This window comes from Arsukibacterium sp. (genome assembly GCF_036735525.1).
Taxonomy (GTDB): domain Bacteria; phylum Pseudomonadota; class Gammaproteobacteria; order Enterobacterales; family Alteromonadaceae; genus Alishewanella.
In genome coordinates this window covers 1-14,208 of sequence record NZ_DAINOE010000081.1, presented here as the reverse complement: position 1 = coordinate 14,208, position 14,208 = coordinate 1, and the positions used below count along the sequence as shown (strand labels likewise).

Annotated in this window: 18 protein-coding genes and 1 pseudogene; 7 read left to right on the top strand and 12 right to left on the bottom strand. The window is 51.0% G+C overall.

Going from position 1 to position 14,208, the window contains the following annotated elements; translation table 11 throughout:
* From V7D78_RS13785 to V7D78_RS13745, 9 genes are all read right to left on the bottom strand, one after another.
* Positions 1-453 (bottom strand): GNAT family N-acetyltransferase (locus tag V7D78_RS13785; protein WP_333609034.1); only part of this gene is annotated, 453 nt, incomplete at its 3' end.
* A gap of 5 nt (positions 454-458) precedes the next feature.
* Positions 459-1,271, bottom strand: a complete 813-nt coding sequence (locus tag V7D78_RS13780; RefSeq protein WP_333609033.1) for an SAM-dependent methyltransferase — start codon at positions 1,269-1,271, stop codon at positions 459-461.
* 34 nt (positions 1,272-1,305) lie between these two features.
* Positions 1,306-2,244, bottom strand: coding sequence for a tRNA dihydrouridine(16) synthase DusC (gene dusC, locus V7D78_RS13775; protein WP_333609032.1), 939 nt, complete (start codon positions 2,242-2,244; stop codon positions 1,306-1,308).
* 56 nt (positions 2,245-2,300) lie between these two features.
* A complete protein-coding gene (gene nagB, locus V7D78_RS13770) occupies positions 2,301-3,095 on the bottom strand; it encodes a glucosamine-6-phosphate deaminase (RefSeq protein ID WP_333609031.1) in 795 nt (264 codons plus the stop codon).
* A gap of 142 nt (positions 3,096-3,237) precedes the next feature.
* Positions 3,238-3,390 carry a DUF2256 domain-containing protein gene (locus tag V7D78_RS13765; RefSeq protein WP_333609030.1) on the bottom strand — a complete coding sequence of 51 codons (153 nt, stop codon included), beginning with the start codon at positions 3,388-3,390 and terminating at the stop codon, positions 3,238-3,240.
* Positions 3,391-3,395: 5 nt separating this feature from the next.
* A complete protein-coding gene (locus V7D78_RS13760) occupies positions 3,396-4,271 on the bottom strand; it encodes an HDOD domain-containing protein (RefSeq protein ID WP_333609029.1) in 876 nt (291 codons plus the stop codon).
* A 28-nt stretch (positions 4,272-4,299) separates the two neighbouring features.
* Positions 4,300-4,764, bottom strand: coding sequence for a hypothetical protein (locus V7D78_RS13755; RefSeq protein ID WP_333609028.1), 465 nt, complete (start codon positions 4,762-4,764; stop codon positions 4,300-4,302).
* A gap of 117 nt (positions 4,765-4,881) precedes the next feature.
* Positions 4,882-6,732, bottom strand: coding sequence for a M48 family metallopeptidase (locus V7D78_RS13750; RefSeq protein WP_333609027.1), 1,851 nt, complete (start codon positions 6,730-6,732; stop codon positions 4,882-4,884).
* Between the two features lie 6 nt (positions 6,733-6,738).
* Entirely contained in the window at positions 6,739-7,329 is a 591-nt protein-coding gene (locus V7D78_RS13745) for a LemA family protein (RefSeq protein WP_333609026.1), read from the bottom strand.
* 192 nt (positions 7,330-7,521) lie between these two features.
* Between V7D78_RS13745 and glpE the strand changes: the two genes are divergently transcribed.
* A complete protein-coding gene (gene glpE / locus V7D78_RS13740) occupies positions 7,522-7,848 on the top strand; it encodes a thiosulfate sulfurtransferase GlpE (RefSeq protein WP_333609025.1) in 327 nt (108 codons plus the stop codon).
* Positions 7,838-8,653, top strand: coding sequence for a rhomboid family intramembrane serine protease (locus V7D78_RS13735; protein WP_333609024.1), 816 nt, complete (start codon positions 7,838-7,840; stop codon positions 8,651-8,653). The genes glpE and V7D78_RS13735 overlap by 11 nt, the downstream gene beginning before the upstream one ends.
* Before the next feature lie 56 nt (positions 8,654-8,709).
* Here the strand turns inward: V7D78_RS13735 and V7D78_RS13730 are convergent, their stop codons facing one another.
* Positions 8,710-9,108: a flagellar basal body-associated protein FliL gene (locus V7D78_RS13730; protein ID WP_333609023.1), complete on the bottom strand. Its 399-nt coding sequence runs from the start codon at positions 9,106-9,108 to the stop codon at positions 8,710-8,712.
* Between the two features lie 146 nt (positions 9,109-9,254).
* On the opposite strand from V7D78_RS13730, the gene V7D78_RS13725 reads away from it, so the two are divergent.
* From V7D78_RS13725 to V7D78_RS13715, 3 genes are read left to right on the top strand one after another with little or no spacing between them, the layout of a single operon-like run.
* Positions 9,255-9,776 carry a chorismate--pyruvate lyase family protein gene (locus V7D78_RS13725; protein ID WP_333609022.1) on the top strand — a complete coding sequence of 174 codons (522 nt, stop codon included), beginning with the start codon at positions 9,255-9,257 and terminating at the stop codon, positions 9,774-9,776.
* The gene (gene ubiA, locus V7D78_RS13720; RefSeq protein WP_333609021.1) at positions 9,773-10,660 is read left to right on the top strand and encodes a 4-hydroxybenzoate octaprenyltransferase; all 888 of its coding nucleotides are present in this window, start codon (positions 9,773-9,775) and stop codon (positions 10,658-10,660) included. The genes V7D78_RS13725 and ubiA overlap by 4 nt, the downstream gene beginning before the upstream one ends.
* The gene (locus V7D78_RS13715; protein WP_333609020.1) at positions 10,647-11,072 is read left to right on the top strand and encodes a DUF192 domain-containing protein; all 426 of its coding nucleotides are present in this window, start codon (positions 10,647-10,649) and stop codon (positions 11,070-11,072) included. The genes ubiA and V7D78_RS13715 overlap by 14 nt, the downstream gene beginning before the upstream one ends.
* A gap of 45 nt (positions 11,073-11,117) precedes the next feature.
* Here the strand turns inward: V7D78_RS13715 and V7D78_RS13710 are convergent, their stop codons facing one another.
* Complete coding sequence (locus V7D78_RS13710; RefSeq protein ID WP_333609019.1) at positions 11,118-11,741, bottom strand: 2OG-Fe(II) oxygenase; 624 nt, start codon at positions 11,739-11,741, stop codon at positions 11,118-11,120.
* Between the two features lie 158 nt (positions 11,742-11,899).
* Here V7D78_RS13710 and V7D78_RS13705 point away from each other — a divergent pair, with 158 nt between their 5' ends.
* Positions 11,900-12,511: a DUF3833 family protein gene (locus V7D78_RS13705; RefSeq protein ID WP_333609018.1), complete on the top strand. Its 612-nt coding sequence runs from the start codon at positions 11,900-11,902 to the stop codon at positions 12,509-12,511.
* On the opposite strand, the gene V7D78_RS13700 is transcribed toward V7D78_RS13705, so the two are convergent.
* The gene (locus V7D78_RS13700) at positions 12,480-13,049 is read right to left on the bottom strand and encodes a DUF4136 domain-containing protein (protein ID WP_333609017.1); all 570 of its coding nucleotides are present in this window, start codon (positions 13,047-13,049) and stop codon (positions 12,480-12,482) included. The genes V7D78_RS13705 and V7D78_RS13700 overlap by 32 nt on opposite strands.
* 271 nt (positions 13,050-13,320) lie before the next feature.
* Here V7D78_RS13700 and V7D78_RS13695 point away from each other — a divergent pair.
* Positions 13,321-14,208: pseudogene (locus V7D78_RS13695) on the top strand (hypothetical protein); the annotation flags it as partial.

The following is a 14,208-nucleotide window of genomic DNA, read 5'->3' as shown; positions in this document are numbered from 1 at the left end:
TGGTACAAAACCCAGTTTACGGGCTGAGGCAATAGCAGGGGTATTGTTGCTGTGAATACGTGTCGTTAGCTGTGTCACCCGGCTATCGGTACTGGCGCTTTGCAGCAGTAACTGGCCAAGTGCTGTACCCAGCCCGCGCTGTTGCCAGGCCGGTAACAGCATACGGCCTATTTCGGCACAGCCTTGCTCTGGCAAGATATTCAGCATCGCCAGGCCAATACTTTGCTGGCCGGGGCTATGGTTGACCAGATAATAGGCCGGCCCTGTGCTGAGTTGAAGCATCTGGCCAAAACGTTGCTGTGCCTCTGCCACGCTTAGGGGCGGCTGAATATATTGCATAACCTGCGGGCAGCTAAAAAGTGCAATAAACACCGGCTCTGCGGCTAGCGTTAGCGGCGACAGGCTTAATACTGGCTCAGCTGGCGGCATTGGGTTTAATATCGGGCTGAGCATCAGGCTTAATCAGGCTTAACATCGGACTGAGCATCAGACTGGGCATCGAGCGCAGCAAGCTGGGCCAACATGGCAGTATTCGGCTGCAGTTTACTGGCCGGGGGGATAACCAGTGTGGTTTTGCCGGTTACCGCAGCACTGGCCAGGGCGTTAAGTGGCATGCTATCAATGCGTGGCTGTTCGGTTGGCAGGCTAGCCGCTTCGTACAGGGTAATCAGATGCTCGGCTGGATAAAACTGACATAAATAGTCGGTTAACAGCTGGCGGTACTGGTCGGGGGTACTAAAACGGGCCAGGCTGCGATCTCCTGCTATGCCCAGTTGCCACAACACTAAATAGGCCGCGGTATCTATAGTGCGCTGATAAAACATAAACTGGCTGCACTCATACAGCTGGCAGCCATAGCGGCCCGGATCTATGCCTAAATCGGCATACAGGCAATCTTCGGCGGAAATACCCGGCAGCATTTTGCTGTAGTACCCCAGCTCACGTGCCTGACGCACCGCCTCATGCGGTACCAGTGCAAACACCGCCGGGTGACCATAAAAAGCGCCGACCACTTTTTTACCGGCTGCTACTTCAGCCAGCATCGCCTCGACCATCAGCTGATAGCTATGTTGGCGCGATGGCGCCTGATGATAAAAAGGTTGTAACGAGCGCACGTCGGGGTGCATTTGCAGCAGCCATTGCTCGGTCATCGCATCGGCCATTAGCATAAACACCACATCGGCCTGTTCAATATAGTTGCGGCTTAATGGGTCAAGATGTGCGCCCAGCATAATACCGGTACCCACACATATCAGGCTGCCTTGCTGCATCTGTTACTCCCTGTGGCGCTAATAGCGTCTGTGCTTATTTGGCCAGCTGCTGTTGCAGCAGCGCTAAAATATCCTGGCTTTTGCTAAGCAGCCGCAGTTGGCTGAATACATGTTGAGCTTCAGGGTACTGCAGTTTTAGGTAACTAAACCACTGCTTTACCCGGTTGGCGTAATACTTGCCTTTATCGCCGGCGATTTCAAATTCGGAGTACTGCATTAACAGCTGCAATACCTGCGGCCAGGGCATGGCGGGCTGCTGCAGCCGGATATGTTGCGCCAGGTTAGGCATAGCCAGCGCGCCACGGCCCAGCATAATGTCCTGACACTGGCTTTGTTGCTGGCACAGTAACGCCTGCTGCGCATTCCAGATTTCGCCGTTGGCAATCAAGGGTATTGATACCTGCTGTTTAATTTTGGCAATCCACGGCCAGTAAGCAGGGGGGCGGTAACCGTCGGTTTTGGTGCGGGCATGAATGGCTAAACTGCTGGCGCCGGCCGCGGCAATAGCGCAGGCGTTATCCAGGGTCAGGCTGGTATCCTCATAGCCTAAACGGATTTTAGCGCTAACAGCATAGGCTGGCGGTACTGCATCGCGTACTGCTTTAACAATCTGGTACAGTTTTTCGGTGTCTTTTAACAGCACAGCACCGCCGCGGCTTTTATTAACCGCCTTGGCCGGGCAGCCGAAGTTTAAATCTATGCCGGGCGAGCCAAGCTCTACGGCGCGCACTGCGTTTTCGGCCAGCCAGCCGGGCTCTTGCCCTAATAACTGCACTCTTACCGGGGTGCCGGCGCGGGTTTTGCCGCCTTGCAACAGCTCAGGGCACAGCCGGGTAAAGACCCGTGCCGGCAGCTTTTGATCGACCACCCGCACAAATTCGGTGATGCACAAATCATAGCCGCCAATCTGCGTTAGCATTTCGCGCATGAGGTGATCAACTACGCCCTCCATCGGCGCTAATACGATTTGCATGTTGGCCCCCATTAGATTAAGGGCGCTATTGTAGCCGGAAGCGGCGGGGTTGGATATTACTTGCTGGCTAATCGTTGCAGCAGCGCCAGATTTTCCCGCTCTATATGGCGGTAAAACTCAATATCAGCCAGTTTACTGGCGGCGGCTTCATCCAGCACCACCACCGCCTGCTGATGCAATTGGATGGCTGAGGCCGGGCAGGCCGAGCACAGTGGGCCTTCAATCATGGCCTTAACGGCATCGGCTTTGGCCGCACCTGTGGCCAGTAACAATAAGCTACGGGCATCTAAAATGGTACCAATACCCATGGTAATGGCCAAATGCGGCTGATATTCATCGGCAGCAAAAAAACGCGCATTGTCGTTAATGGTGGCAGCGGTCAGGGTTTTTATGCGAGTACGGCTGCGCAAACCAGAGGAGGGCTCATTAAAACCAATATGGCCGTTGCGGCCAAGCCCCAGCAGTTGCAAATCTATGCCGCCGGCGGCTGCAATTTGCTGCTCATATTGCTGGCAGGCGGCGAAGGGATCAGCGGCGCTGCCATCGGGTACAAAGGTATGCTCAGGCAACATATCAATATGCTGAAATAACTGCTGCTGCATAAAATAGCGGTAGCTTTGCACATGGCTGCCGGCCAGGCCCAGATATTCATCCAGGTTAAAACTTTTGGCGCGGGCAAAGGACACCTGAGCTTGCTGATATGCCAGGATCAGTTGCTGGTACAGCGCCACCGGAGTAGAGCCCGTGGCTAAACCCAACACCGAATCGGCTTTTTGTTGTAACTGGCGGATAAAGAGCTTAGCCCCATAAGCAGCCACCGCTGTGGCATCGGCTAATATAACGATTTGCATACAAGGCTTCCTATGTGCTGCTGGTGCTGATATGGCTAATGTAGCAGCCTAAAAGCCAAATGACAACGCTGTCATTTGGCTTTTTAGAGTAATTCACTACCAGCTTGCTGGGGCTATGATCCGCAGGTAGCGTGTAAAAGGTTTAGCTGGGATGAGTGGCGGTTTTGCTGCGGCGGCAGCGCTCAGAGCAGTAACGCACCTGATCCCAGTTTAACTGCCACTTTTTGCGCCAGCTAAAAGGCTTTTGGCACACCGGGCATAGTTTGCTGGGTAAAGTGGCTTTGTGATGCGTCATGCGCTCTAACGCACGCTGTAAACAGTATGGAGTTGTAACTGGTGCAGTTGCTCGGCCAGCTCTGGCAGTTGCAGGCTGTCCAGCTCCAGAATATCCAGAATAGCGCCTTCATATTGCTGCCATTCCGGATCCAGATTCACCTGAAATAACACCCGGCATTCACCGCTGAAATACTCGGCCAGCTTTAACAGCGCAAACAACGTCAGCTCGCGATGGTTGTCTGAGCTGAGCATCAGCTGCGGGCTATGGTGATAGGCAATCACATTGCACAGTGCCGGCGGCAGGCTCCAGGACTCGGCAATCAGAAAGCCCAACACTTCATGGCAGGTGTGAAAATGCTGCTCTTCAACTTCGCTCTGACCATGCCCGGCTTGCAGCCCGACCTGCATTAGCTGCGGATAGGCCGGCGCTTGCGCGCTGATAAGCGCCATGCCGGCATTATGAAACAAGCCTAGGCTGTAGCAGTCATCCTGCACGGTTTTATTCAGGTTAAAGATTTTCGCCAGCGCCATCGCCAGATTGGCGCTGTGCAGCGCTGAACTCCACAGTTGCTGGCTAAAAGCATCCTGACGGCCTTCGCTTAGGGTAAAGCGCAACAGCACACTGCGCAATAGAGCTATCACCCGGTTTAAACCCAGAAACTTACAGGCATGCTCAATAGAGGTAATTTTACGTGGCAGACCAAAATAGGCAGAATTGACCACTTTAAGGGTAAAACCGGCAATGCCGATATCCAGATTAATCAGTGCGGCGATACGCTTAATGTCTGGCTCACTTAGCGCCAGTTGCTGATTAATATGTTGCAGAATTTGTGGTTGCGGTGGAATAGTAAAGCCGCTGAGCGCTTGCTCGATGGCTGCCATATTGATGGCTAATGTCATAACCCTTACTCCACGGCCAAAGGCGCTATTATGAATCGAGGTAGGGGCGCCCCAGCATCAGCTGTTGCGCCAGTTGCAGTTCAGACTGCTGATCTTTTAACTGTAAGTCATTAAATTGCACATCAAACTGAATCAAATCATCGTCAGCCAGACGCAGCGCCACCAGTTTATCCGGTACCTGACCCACCTGTCGACGGGCATTTACCGCTACTTGCGCGGCTTGCTCCATCAGGGTTAAAAACTCTCCCAGCGGGTAGTGCTGAAACACCTCAGCATCCAGCTGCGCCCAACCGAGTAAATCGCCGCTGATGCTGCCATCAGCATGGTCGGTAAACAGCATAGATACCGCAGCACAAGGCGGGTTTTCACCGGCGACATAGTGGCTGGCATCGCTTTCATTAAATAGCAATACATAGCCAAACCCCGGGTTGCCTTCTGCATCCATGTCGTCAAATGACGCATCGTATAATAAAAACAAACTGTTATCCGACATGGTGCTTACCCTCTGGCAAAAACAAAGGGCTATTTTACCCGACTGGCCAGACATGCTAAAGCAGATTTACCGTTTTTCAGCAATAAAACTGCCAGCTTTCTGAAAAACCTCAGGCTTTTAGTTTGTAGCTTGCCACGGAATTTCTAACAATAACGCCAGTGCCTTCAGTAATGCCAGTTCTTGCTCGGCCAGCTGCTGATCGGCATTTGCGGCCGCTAACACTGCCTGCCATAAGTGTTGTTTCAGCATAGGGGTAGCGGCCAGCCAGCAGGGCAGTGCGGTCGACAAAGCTTTAAAATCCAACTCTGGTGCTGCAGTATCCGGGTCAAGTGCCAGCGCTTTTAAGGCGGCTTGCCAGGACTGTGCTTGCTTAGCTTTATCTCCGGCACAGCTGGCCACCGCAGCTAACAACATCAGGCTGGAGGGCAATACGCTGTCAAGATCACTGATATATTGCCGGCGCACCAGTTGTTGTTGGTCAAATTGGCTACCAACGGTGTGGTCGATAAAATTAACGGCAATCCATTCCAGTAAGGACAGCTGTTGATCCGCCGCGGCCAGCGCCTGTATTAACTGTTGAAATTGCACAAACTGTGGCTCTGACATCTCTTTTAACGTCGGGATGCAGCGCTGCAGTAGCTGCACTTTTAATGGCAAAGGTTGTTTCAACACAAAATCGCACAGTTGATCTACTTGTTGCAGCAGGGCCGCTGAGGCCATTTCTTTAATTAACCGCAACTGTTGTTGCTCCACCGAGCCTGGTTGCAATAACACCGCACAGACAATAGCCTGCGCGCTTAGCGGCTGGCGGCAGCTTTGGGTCAGCAGCACAGGTAAACTGGCTAGCATAAACTGCTGGCGTTGTTGTTGCTCGCTGGTTTTTTTCTCTGCAGCCTGAGCTGCAGCATCGGCTGCCGGCGGCTGCGGTGCGGGCAGCGAGCTTGGGAACTTGCCATTCCAATGTGGCTCGAGACGTTTAATGCGGTTACTCAGTGGCGGGTGGGTGGCAAAAATCGATGCCCAACGGCTGATGGCTTCGCCAAAAAACAGGTGGCTGATTTCGTCGGCGTTTTCATTTTTCACCTGACTACCGGCACTGTGCGCACCAATGCGCTTCAGCGCGCCGGCAATACCTCTGGGGTTGCGGCTAAACTGCACCGCTGAGGCATCGGCCAGATACTCACGCTGCCGGCTGACTGCGGCTTTAATTAAATTACCGAAAAAAGACCCAAGATAGCCGATAATAATCAGCCCCACGGCTAAAATAACAATGCCGCCAGCATTATTGTTGCGGTTATTGCGGCCAAGGCTGGCAATACGGGCGCCGCGGCTGCTGCGCAGTAAGGTATAGCCAATATGGCCAATAAATAAAATACCGTTAAGTACCGCTATCATGCGTATGTTCATCCGCATATCGCCATTTAGAATATGGCTGAATTCATGCGCCACCACGCCTTGTAGTTCATCACGGTTTAATTGTTCCATGCTGCCTTGCGTTATGCCAATAACAGCATCAGCCGGGCTGTAGCCTGCGGCAAAGGCATTGATGCCAGGTTCAGGTAAGACGTAAACCGGGGGGACAGGTAAATTAGCGGCGATGGCCATTTCTTCAACGACGTTCAGCAGTTGTCGCTCGGCCGGGTTGTCGCTGTTGGCGGCCAAACGGCGGCCACCCAGTGCTTCGGCCACGGTACGGCCGCCCTGTTTTAGCTGCTGCCATTTTACCAGCACCGCCACGCCCACTGCGCCCAGTACCAGCAGGCTGGTCCAGGCCATAAATTGCCAGGGCAGTTGATAGCCAGAGCCCTGCATAGTACTGAACCATTGCGGGTCAATCATACCCAGACTAACCAATAACAACAGGTTAGTCAGACCAATCAGCAGCAACACAGCCACACTGAACAACACGATTAAAATGCGGGTATTACGCCGCGCCAGATCTTGCTGGCTAAAAAAGTTGGTGGCCACGGATGTTTAAAAACTTACTTTTGGTGCAGCCTGGATCAGCGCTGTGTCTTCAAATTCCAGCAATTTGGCATCATTACCATGACCAAAGCTGGCGGCAAAAAATACCGGTGGAAAGCTTTGTTTGTAAATATTGTATTCGGTAACGGCATCATTAAACGCCTGACGGGCAAAAGCGACACGATTTTCGGTGCTGGTCAGCTCTTCAGATAGCTGCATCATGTTTTGGTTAGCCTTTAAATCAGGGTAGGCTTCCATCACCATACTAAAACGGCTCATTGCCCCTTGCAAGGCTCCCTCGGCACTGGCCAGCTGGCCAATAGCGGTGGCATCGCCCGGATTGTTGGCGGCCACCTTTAAACCGGCTAACGCAGTATTGCGCGCAGCAATAACGGCTTCAAGCGTATCGCGCTCGTGTGCCATATAAGCTTTGGCGGTTTCTACTAAATTGGGGATTAAATCGTAACGGCGTTTTAACTGTACTTCAATTTGTGCAAAGGCATTTTGAAAACGGTTTTTTAGTTTCACCAATTGGTTGAAAATGCTGATGATGTAAAACACCAATACAGCAGCAATGGCAAGGATAATCAGCAAGGTCATAGGGTACTCCAATGGTATAGGTGGCAGAACTTTATCATTACAACATAATAGGCTGTATTGTTAACAAGGATTTAATCTGATGTCCAGTGTTTCAATGACTCAGCGCTGAAAAACCACCTGTACAGCGCCGTTACAAGCGCAGGCAGATCCGTTATCATAGGTCAGATCAGAACCCGGTAAGGAATGAGCTAAATGAGTGACTTTAAACGTATATCAGTGGCACAAGCCCTGACATTAATAGAACAACAACAGGCAGTGGTTGCCGATATTCGCGATGAAGCCAGTTTTGCTGCCGGCCATATTGCCGGGGCTTATCATCTTAATAACAGTAATCTGCACCCTTTTATGCAACAAACCGAGCTGACAGTACCGGTAGTAGTGGTGTGTTATCACGGTAATTCCAGCCAGGGCGCGGCGCAATATCTGGCACAACAGGGCTTTGAGCAGGTGTTTAGCATGGACGGTGGTATGCAGAGCTGGCGCGAGCAGCAGCCAGTTGTGGTGACCGATGAAACATAAACTGGCTGAATTAACGGTAGTGCCAGCCGCATTATTGTTTGCTGACTACTGCAAAAGCCAGGGGCTGCAAGTAAAGGTGGTAACAGAGCCAGGGCAGAGGGCCAGTTTATATTGTGATGAAGCCGATGTGCTGGCGGTAGAACACCTGTTGCAGCAGTTTTTGCAGCAACCCGCGCATCCGCGTTATCAGGCTGCTGCCTGGCAACAGAGTAATCCGGTATCGTTAGCCTCTGGCAAAGCGCTGTTGCCAAGCCTGTCCTGGCAGCAGGCGCAGCGCTGGCCATTATCCTTGCTGCTGACAGTTGTGGTTTTGCTGGTGTATGGCTGGCAACAACTCGACTGGCAGGGCGCCAATGCCGCCTTACAGCTGAATAACCCCGAGCATTACTGGCGCTGGGTTACACCGATACTGCTGCATTACTCGTTAACCCACCTGGTGTTTAATTTAATGTGGTGGCTGATTTTGGCCCGCCAGCTTGAGCAGCAGCAAGGGGTCTGGTTTTTACTGAGTATGACGCTAAGCAGCGCCTTACTGTCGAATGGATGTCAGTATCTGTTAGCAGGTGGCAATTTTGGCGGCCTGTCGGGTGTGGTCTATGCGCTCTTTGGCTACTGCTGGCTACAAGCAAAACTGCAGCCAGCAAAGCAGTATGGTGTCAGTGATAGTTTAGCGCTGTTTATGCTAGGCTGGTTAGTGCTGGGTTTTGCTGATCTGTTATGGTTTAGTATGGCCAACTGGGCGCATTTGGCTGGCCTGGCGGCTGGCTTGTTATGGGCGGCGGTGCAGGGAAAAGGCAGCCGTTAAACGGCTGCACTAAACTCGGGCAAAGGTATAGCGCTGATGTAATTAAGCCAGTTTTGTTATTGATAAAGATATTTGGTAAATAAAATATCCTGAATGATTGGCTGGCCGGTTTCGCGGACCAGCACTTTTTGCAGGTCGTCGCGAATGTTCAGCCTGATTTCTTCACGACCGGTCAGCGACTTTATTTTATCTTCCGGTTGTTTGCTAAAAATGCCAATAATTGTATCAAGGATCAGCGGTTCATGATGTTCAATTAAACGCAGCTGCTGCCGATCGGTGATCATCAACTCTACCGTCACCCGGATATAGCCGAGGCTGCGCCTGTTACCCGAGACATAATTGGTGACGATGTCAGGGTCAAAGCCGTAATAGACTATGTCAGGCTGTTGTTGCCGGGCCTGCAGGGGTAAACAGATTAAGCTTAGTAGTAAGCTAAAACATAACGCTATTTTCATTGTAACTTTACCCTCTACCACGGCCAAATTGACGCTTAAACATTATCTTAGCAGCTCTTGTGCGCTAACGCAGTGCCTTTTTAAGCTGAAAATAGCCGCTTATGTTGTTATGATGCCACCAGTGAAATTGGAGTATGAGTGGCACTTTGAATAACCCCGTTCTTTCATTGCAGGCTGATTGGCTGCCAGCCAGTGAGTTACAAGCCGACGCCTTAGTTAAAAGCTGGCTGCTGGAGCCTGCCTCGCTGACGGCCCGGTTAAAAAGCCGTTGTCAGCAGTTTAGGCTGCAATTATTACAACAGGTTGCCGCACCGCTGCCGGCGTTTTTATCGCCCTTATTACCACAGGCAAAGCAATGTCAGTTACGTGAAGTTTTACTGTTTTGTGATGATAGCCCCTGTGTCTATGCGCAAAGCTGGCTGCCGTTGCAAAGTCTGCAGCAATTACAGCCACTGGCCGATTTAGGTGAGCAGCCGCTTGGCGAATACCTGTTTAGCCATTCAGAGCTGTTACGTGGCCAGATTGAAGTCAGTCAGTTAACCCTTGCAGCCAAACCGGCATGGGCGCTTAGCGCTGGTAATTATTGGGCCCGGCGCTCAGTGTTAACTATTGCGGGCTGTTCAGTGCTGGTGGCCGAGCTATTTTTACCCGGAGCTTATCAGCTGTGAGTTGGCAGTTACAATGGCAGCAGTGGCGCTACTATGTATTGTTAATGCGCCTGGACAAGCCAATAGGTATTTACCTGTTACTCTGGCCAACCTGGTGGGCCTTGTGGCTGGCCAGTAGCGGCATTCCCAGCGTTACTATGCTGGTGGTATTTAGTCTGGGTGTAGTGCTAATGCGCTCGGCTGGCTGTGTCATTAATGATTATGCCGATCGTAAGGTAGATGGTCTGGTGGAGCGCACCCGCCAGCGCCCGCTGGCACAAGGCTTGGTCAGTGCCGCTGAAGCCTTACAGCTCTTTGCGCTATTGTTGCTTCTGGCCGCTGTGCTGTTGTTGTTTTTGAACTGGCAAACAGCGCTTCTGGCATTAGTGGCGGTGGTATTAGCCGCTTGCTACCCTTTTATGAAACGCTATACCCACTTGCCGCAACTGGTCTTGGGTGCTGCTTTTAGCTGGGGTATGCCGATGGCTTTTATGGCGATTAGCCTCAGTTTACCGCCTATGTTATGGCTGCTGTATCTGGCTAATTTATGCTGGACTGTAGCCTACGATACGTTTTATGCCATGGTGGACAAGCCAGACGATGTCAAGGCCGGTATAAAATCTACGGCAATACTGTTTGGTCGCCACTGTTTATTGATTATTGGCTTGCTGCAGCTGGCCAGCTTGTTATTGTTAGTCGGGGTCGGCGTACTGGCCGATCTCGGCATAGTATTTTATCTTAGTGTAGCGCTTGCCTCGCTGGCATTTGTCTATCAGCAGCACCTGGCACGACAGGGGAGGCCGGGTTGCTTTAAGGCTTTTTTGCACAATCACTATGTTGGCTTAGTGGTGTTTGCTGGCATAGCGCTCAGCTACTTAACCGGAGGCAGCAATGGCATACTTTAAATACAGCTGGTTACTGTTATTGCTGCTGGTGGCGAGCGCCCAGGCGGCATCAGACTTTGCCTTAGTCAAGGTGCAACTGGCGGAGCAGCAGTTTGTGGTACAACTGGCTGATACACCGGCGCTGCGTGCCCGTGGCCTGATGTTTCAAAGCAGCGCTGAGCCGGGCATGTTACTGTTGTACAGCGAGCCGACCGAACTGGCATTGTGGATGAAAAATACCAATCTTGAGCTTGATGTCGCCTTTATTAATGCTAATTGGCAAATCAGCCGCATAGTACCGTTAGCACCGTTGGATGAAACTGCAGTGTATTCAGGTGGTCCGGTAATTGCTGCGCTGGAAATGCCACGAGGCTGGTTTGCCCAACAGCAGCTGGGCGTGGGGGCTAAGCTGCAGCTGCTTTCTGGCGACTAGCTCTTGATGAATAGTCCCTAGCGGCTAGTTCCTAGCGACTAGTTCCTAGCGACTAGGATCAATCAGGCCATTCAGGCTGTTATTACACCTGAACCAACCGGCGATACTATAGCGGTCTTGCCGGGCGGGTAAGACTTCATGCGCAAAGCGTTCGCTTTCAAACAATACCAGACTGCCGGCGGCAGGTAACACCTTTTTCAGCAGCTGATCCTGCTCATCATAAATACACAACTCGCCACCTGTGCTGTTGTCATTTAAATAGCTTACTGTGGTCAGCACCCTGTTAGAGCGGCCTTTAAAGGCATCAAAGTGTTTCTGATAATAATCCCCTGGCTGATAGCGGGCAAAGTGGCATTCAAAATCAAATAAGCCGATAAAAAACTGCCGGTTAATTGCTTGTTGCAGCTGCTGCATTAGCGCCAGATAGGCTTGTTGTGCCGGGCTTTCGCCATCCAGCCAATGTGTCTGATCGCGGCGAATATCGAGGTTGTGTTGCTGTTGTTGCTGTCGACCCACGGCCGCTGGGCGATAGTCTGTACACTGTACCGCTTCGTGTAATAATGCCTGATTAAGCGCTGTGGGTAAAAATTGCTCAACGATCACCAGGCCATCTTCGGCGAAACGGGGCAAAAACTCAGAAAAATCAGCAATTTCAACATGCTCAGGCATAATAACTCGACCCCGGGTTCCGGTTGGCTAAAAGCAACAAGTGAAATTGTAGCGCTGGCGGGGGCCTGGCAGCAACGCTTATTGGCCTGGTACTGAGCCAACCGGCGCTTTAGTGCGTAAGCTGCCACTATGATAATGCAATAATTGAAGGATAAAGCATGAAGCTTAAAATATTATGTGCGCTAACTGCGGCCTTGCTGCTTTCTGGCTGTAGCCGTTCAGTACTGGATTACCAGGCACAAAGCCCACAATTGCAACTGGATCGTTTTTTGGCCGGCGCCTCAGTGGCGCACGGCGTACTTCAGGATTGGCGTGGCCGGCAAACCTTACGTTTTACTGCAGAATTATGTGGTGAATGGCAGCAGGGGCGGGGCGATTTATATGAAGTCTTTTATTTTAGTGATGGCCGCATTGAGCAGCGGCACTGGCGCTTACAAACACTTGCTGACGGGCGGGTAAGCGGTACGGCAGGCGATGTTGTTGGCGAAGCCAGTGGTCAACTGGCCGGTAATAGCTTGTACTGGGAATATGTTTTACGCATTCCTTACAACGATAAAGCCTTGGATGTAAAAGTAAAAGATTGGATGTATCTGATTGATGAGCAGAATTTAATTAACCGCACCAGTATGCACAAATTTGGTATCAAGGTAGCAGATTTAACGCTGTCAATCCGCCAGCTGGATAGCCAGGCAGATTGTACAGCACTAAAACAGCAGGTAGCAGCCATTGCCGCTGAAACTAAAGCGCAGCAGGCAGCGGATAACGACTAAAAATGTGTTGCACTGTTTGTTGTATGGCTTGCTGAGGTTGCTGTAACGCTTTATCTGTTAAGGTACCCTCAGCTAAGCCTTCCCAAATCAACTGCTTTGCTGCAGCATCCACCACATCAATATTGACGGTGCCAACCTTATAGTGCACCGTTTCCACTTCAGTACGGTAATGCATAAAAGGGCTGTAGTAACCACGACGGTAATGATAATAACCATAAGGTGGTGTTACGCCTGGAGTGGAGCGCACTTCTGAGCGATTTACCGTGTTAGAGTTAAAATTAACCAGTAAATCCGGACTAGTGTCGCTGTAACGATAACCTCTGGCTTGCATTTGCTCACGGATGGCTTGTTTAAAATGCTGGGTGACCAGCGTCGAATAACCGGCTTTATCGGTAGCAGGCTCAGCGACAAAACCGAAGGTTTGATAGCGGCTAAAATCGACATTAGCCGCTTGATCTGAGCGAAGTTTAGGGCCGCTGGCGCAAGCGCTTAATAAGCAAACACTCAACAAAATCAAAAAAGCAGTACGAATTAGCATAATGGTATCCTGTATCGCGAATAATAAGATAATTACGGTGTTGACTAGCCGCTGGTTTAGCAAAATAAACTCAGTATACTGTTGACCGTAGTTTAGTACTAATGGTTCTGTGATTACTGATGGATAAAATCCGATATTAGGGTTAGCTATCGCTGTAAAGTCATATTACACTAAAGTGCAGAACTATTAGCCCGTCTTCGGCAGCTTGCCAGCGTCGGGTATTATCACAGACAAGGCGCAGCCACGCTGGCCGCCAGGGCGAGAACTGATAATGAACGTAGTAAAAAAGAATAATAAAAACAATGAACAGCAATTAATAAGCGATCTGGAGCAGGCCGCGCAGCAGCAGCTGGCCAGTAGCCTCGCAGAAATAAGCACCCAATTGCTAAACCGCCAGCAACAGCAATTACAACACTTTGCTCAAAGCGTGCTGGCCGCCAGTCAGGGGCAGTGGCAGCAAAGGTTAATTGAACAAGAACAAGCCTACCAAAAATTATTTAAAGACTGGCAGCAAACTAAACAACAGCTGGATTTAGCTGTACCAGTGGCTGCAACAGATAATGAGCAATTGTCGCGTTTGCAGCAGCAGCAATCGGAAGGCGCTAAGCAACTGCAAGCCCTGGGCGCTGAACTGAAAAATGTGCAGCAGCAAAACAGCGAATTGCTGGCGCGCGAACAGCAACTGCAGCAGAGCTTAGCGCAAGCTCAGGCGGCGGTTCAGGCCGCTGAACAGGCACTACAGCATCAGCCTGAGCCAACTGAGGATAATAAAGCCGCTGAGCAGTATCAGCAGCAATTACAACAGTTGGAAGTGCAACTCAGTGCAGCGATTGAGCAGCAGCAACAGGCAGAAGCGTCATTGCAGCAGGCTGAAACGCAGCGCCAACAGCTGTCAGAGGAGCTGGAAAACTGGCAGCAACAGTGTAAGTTGCAGCAGCAGCAAAACAACCAGTTACAGTCTGAGTTGCAACAGGCTAAGCAAGCATTAAGTGATGCTGAGCAACAGCAGCAGCAATGGCAACAGCAGCTAGAGCAGCAGCATAAATACAAACAACAGGCTGAGCAGCAGGCCGAACTGTTAGCCGCTGAGCAGTTGCAGTGCAAAGAACTGACGCAGCAATTACAAAGTACTCGCCAACAACAACAACAACAACAAGCG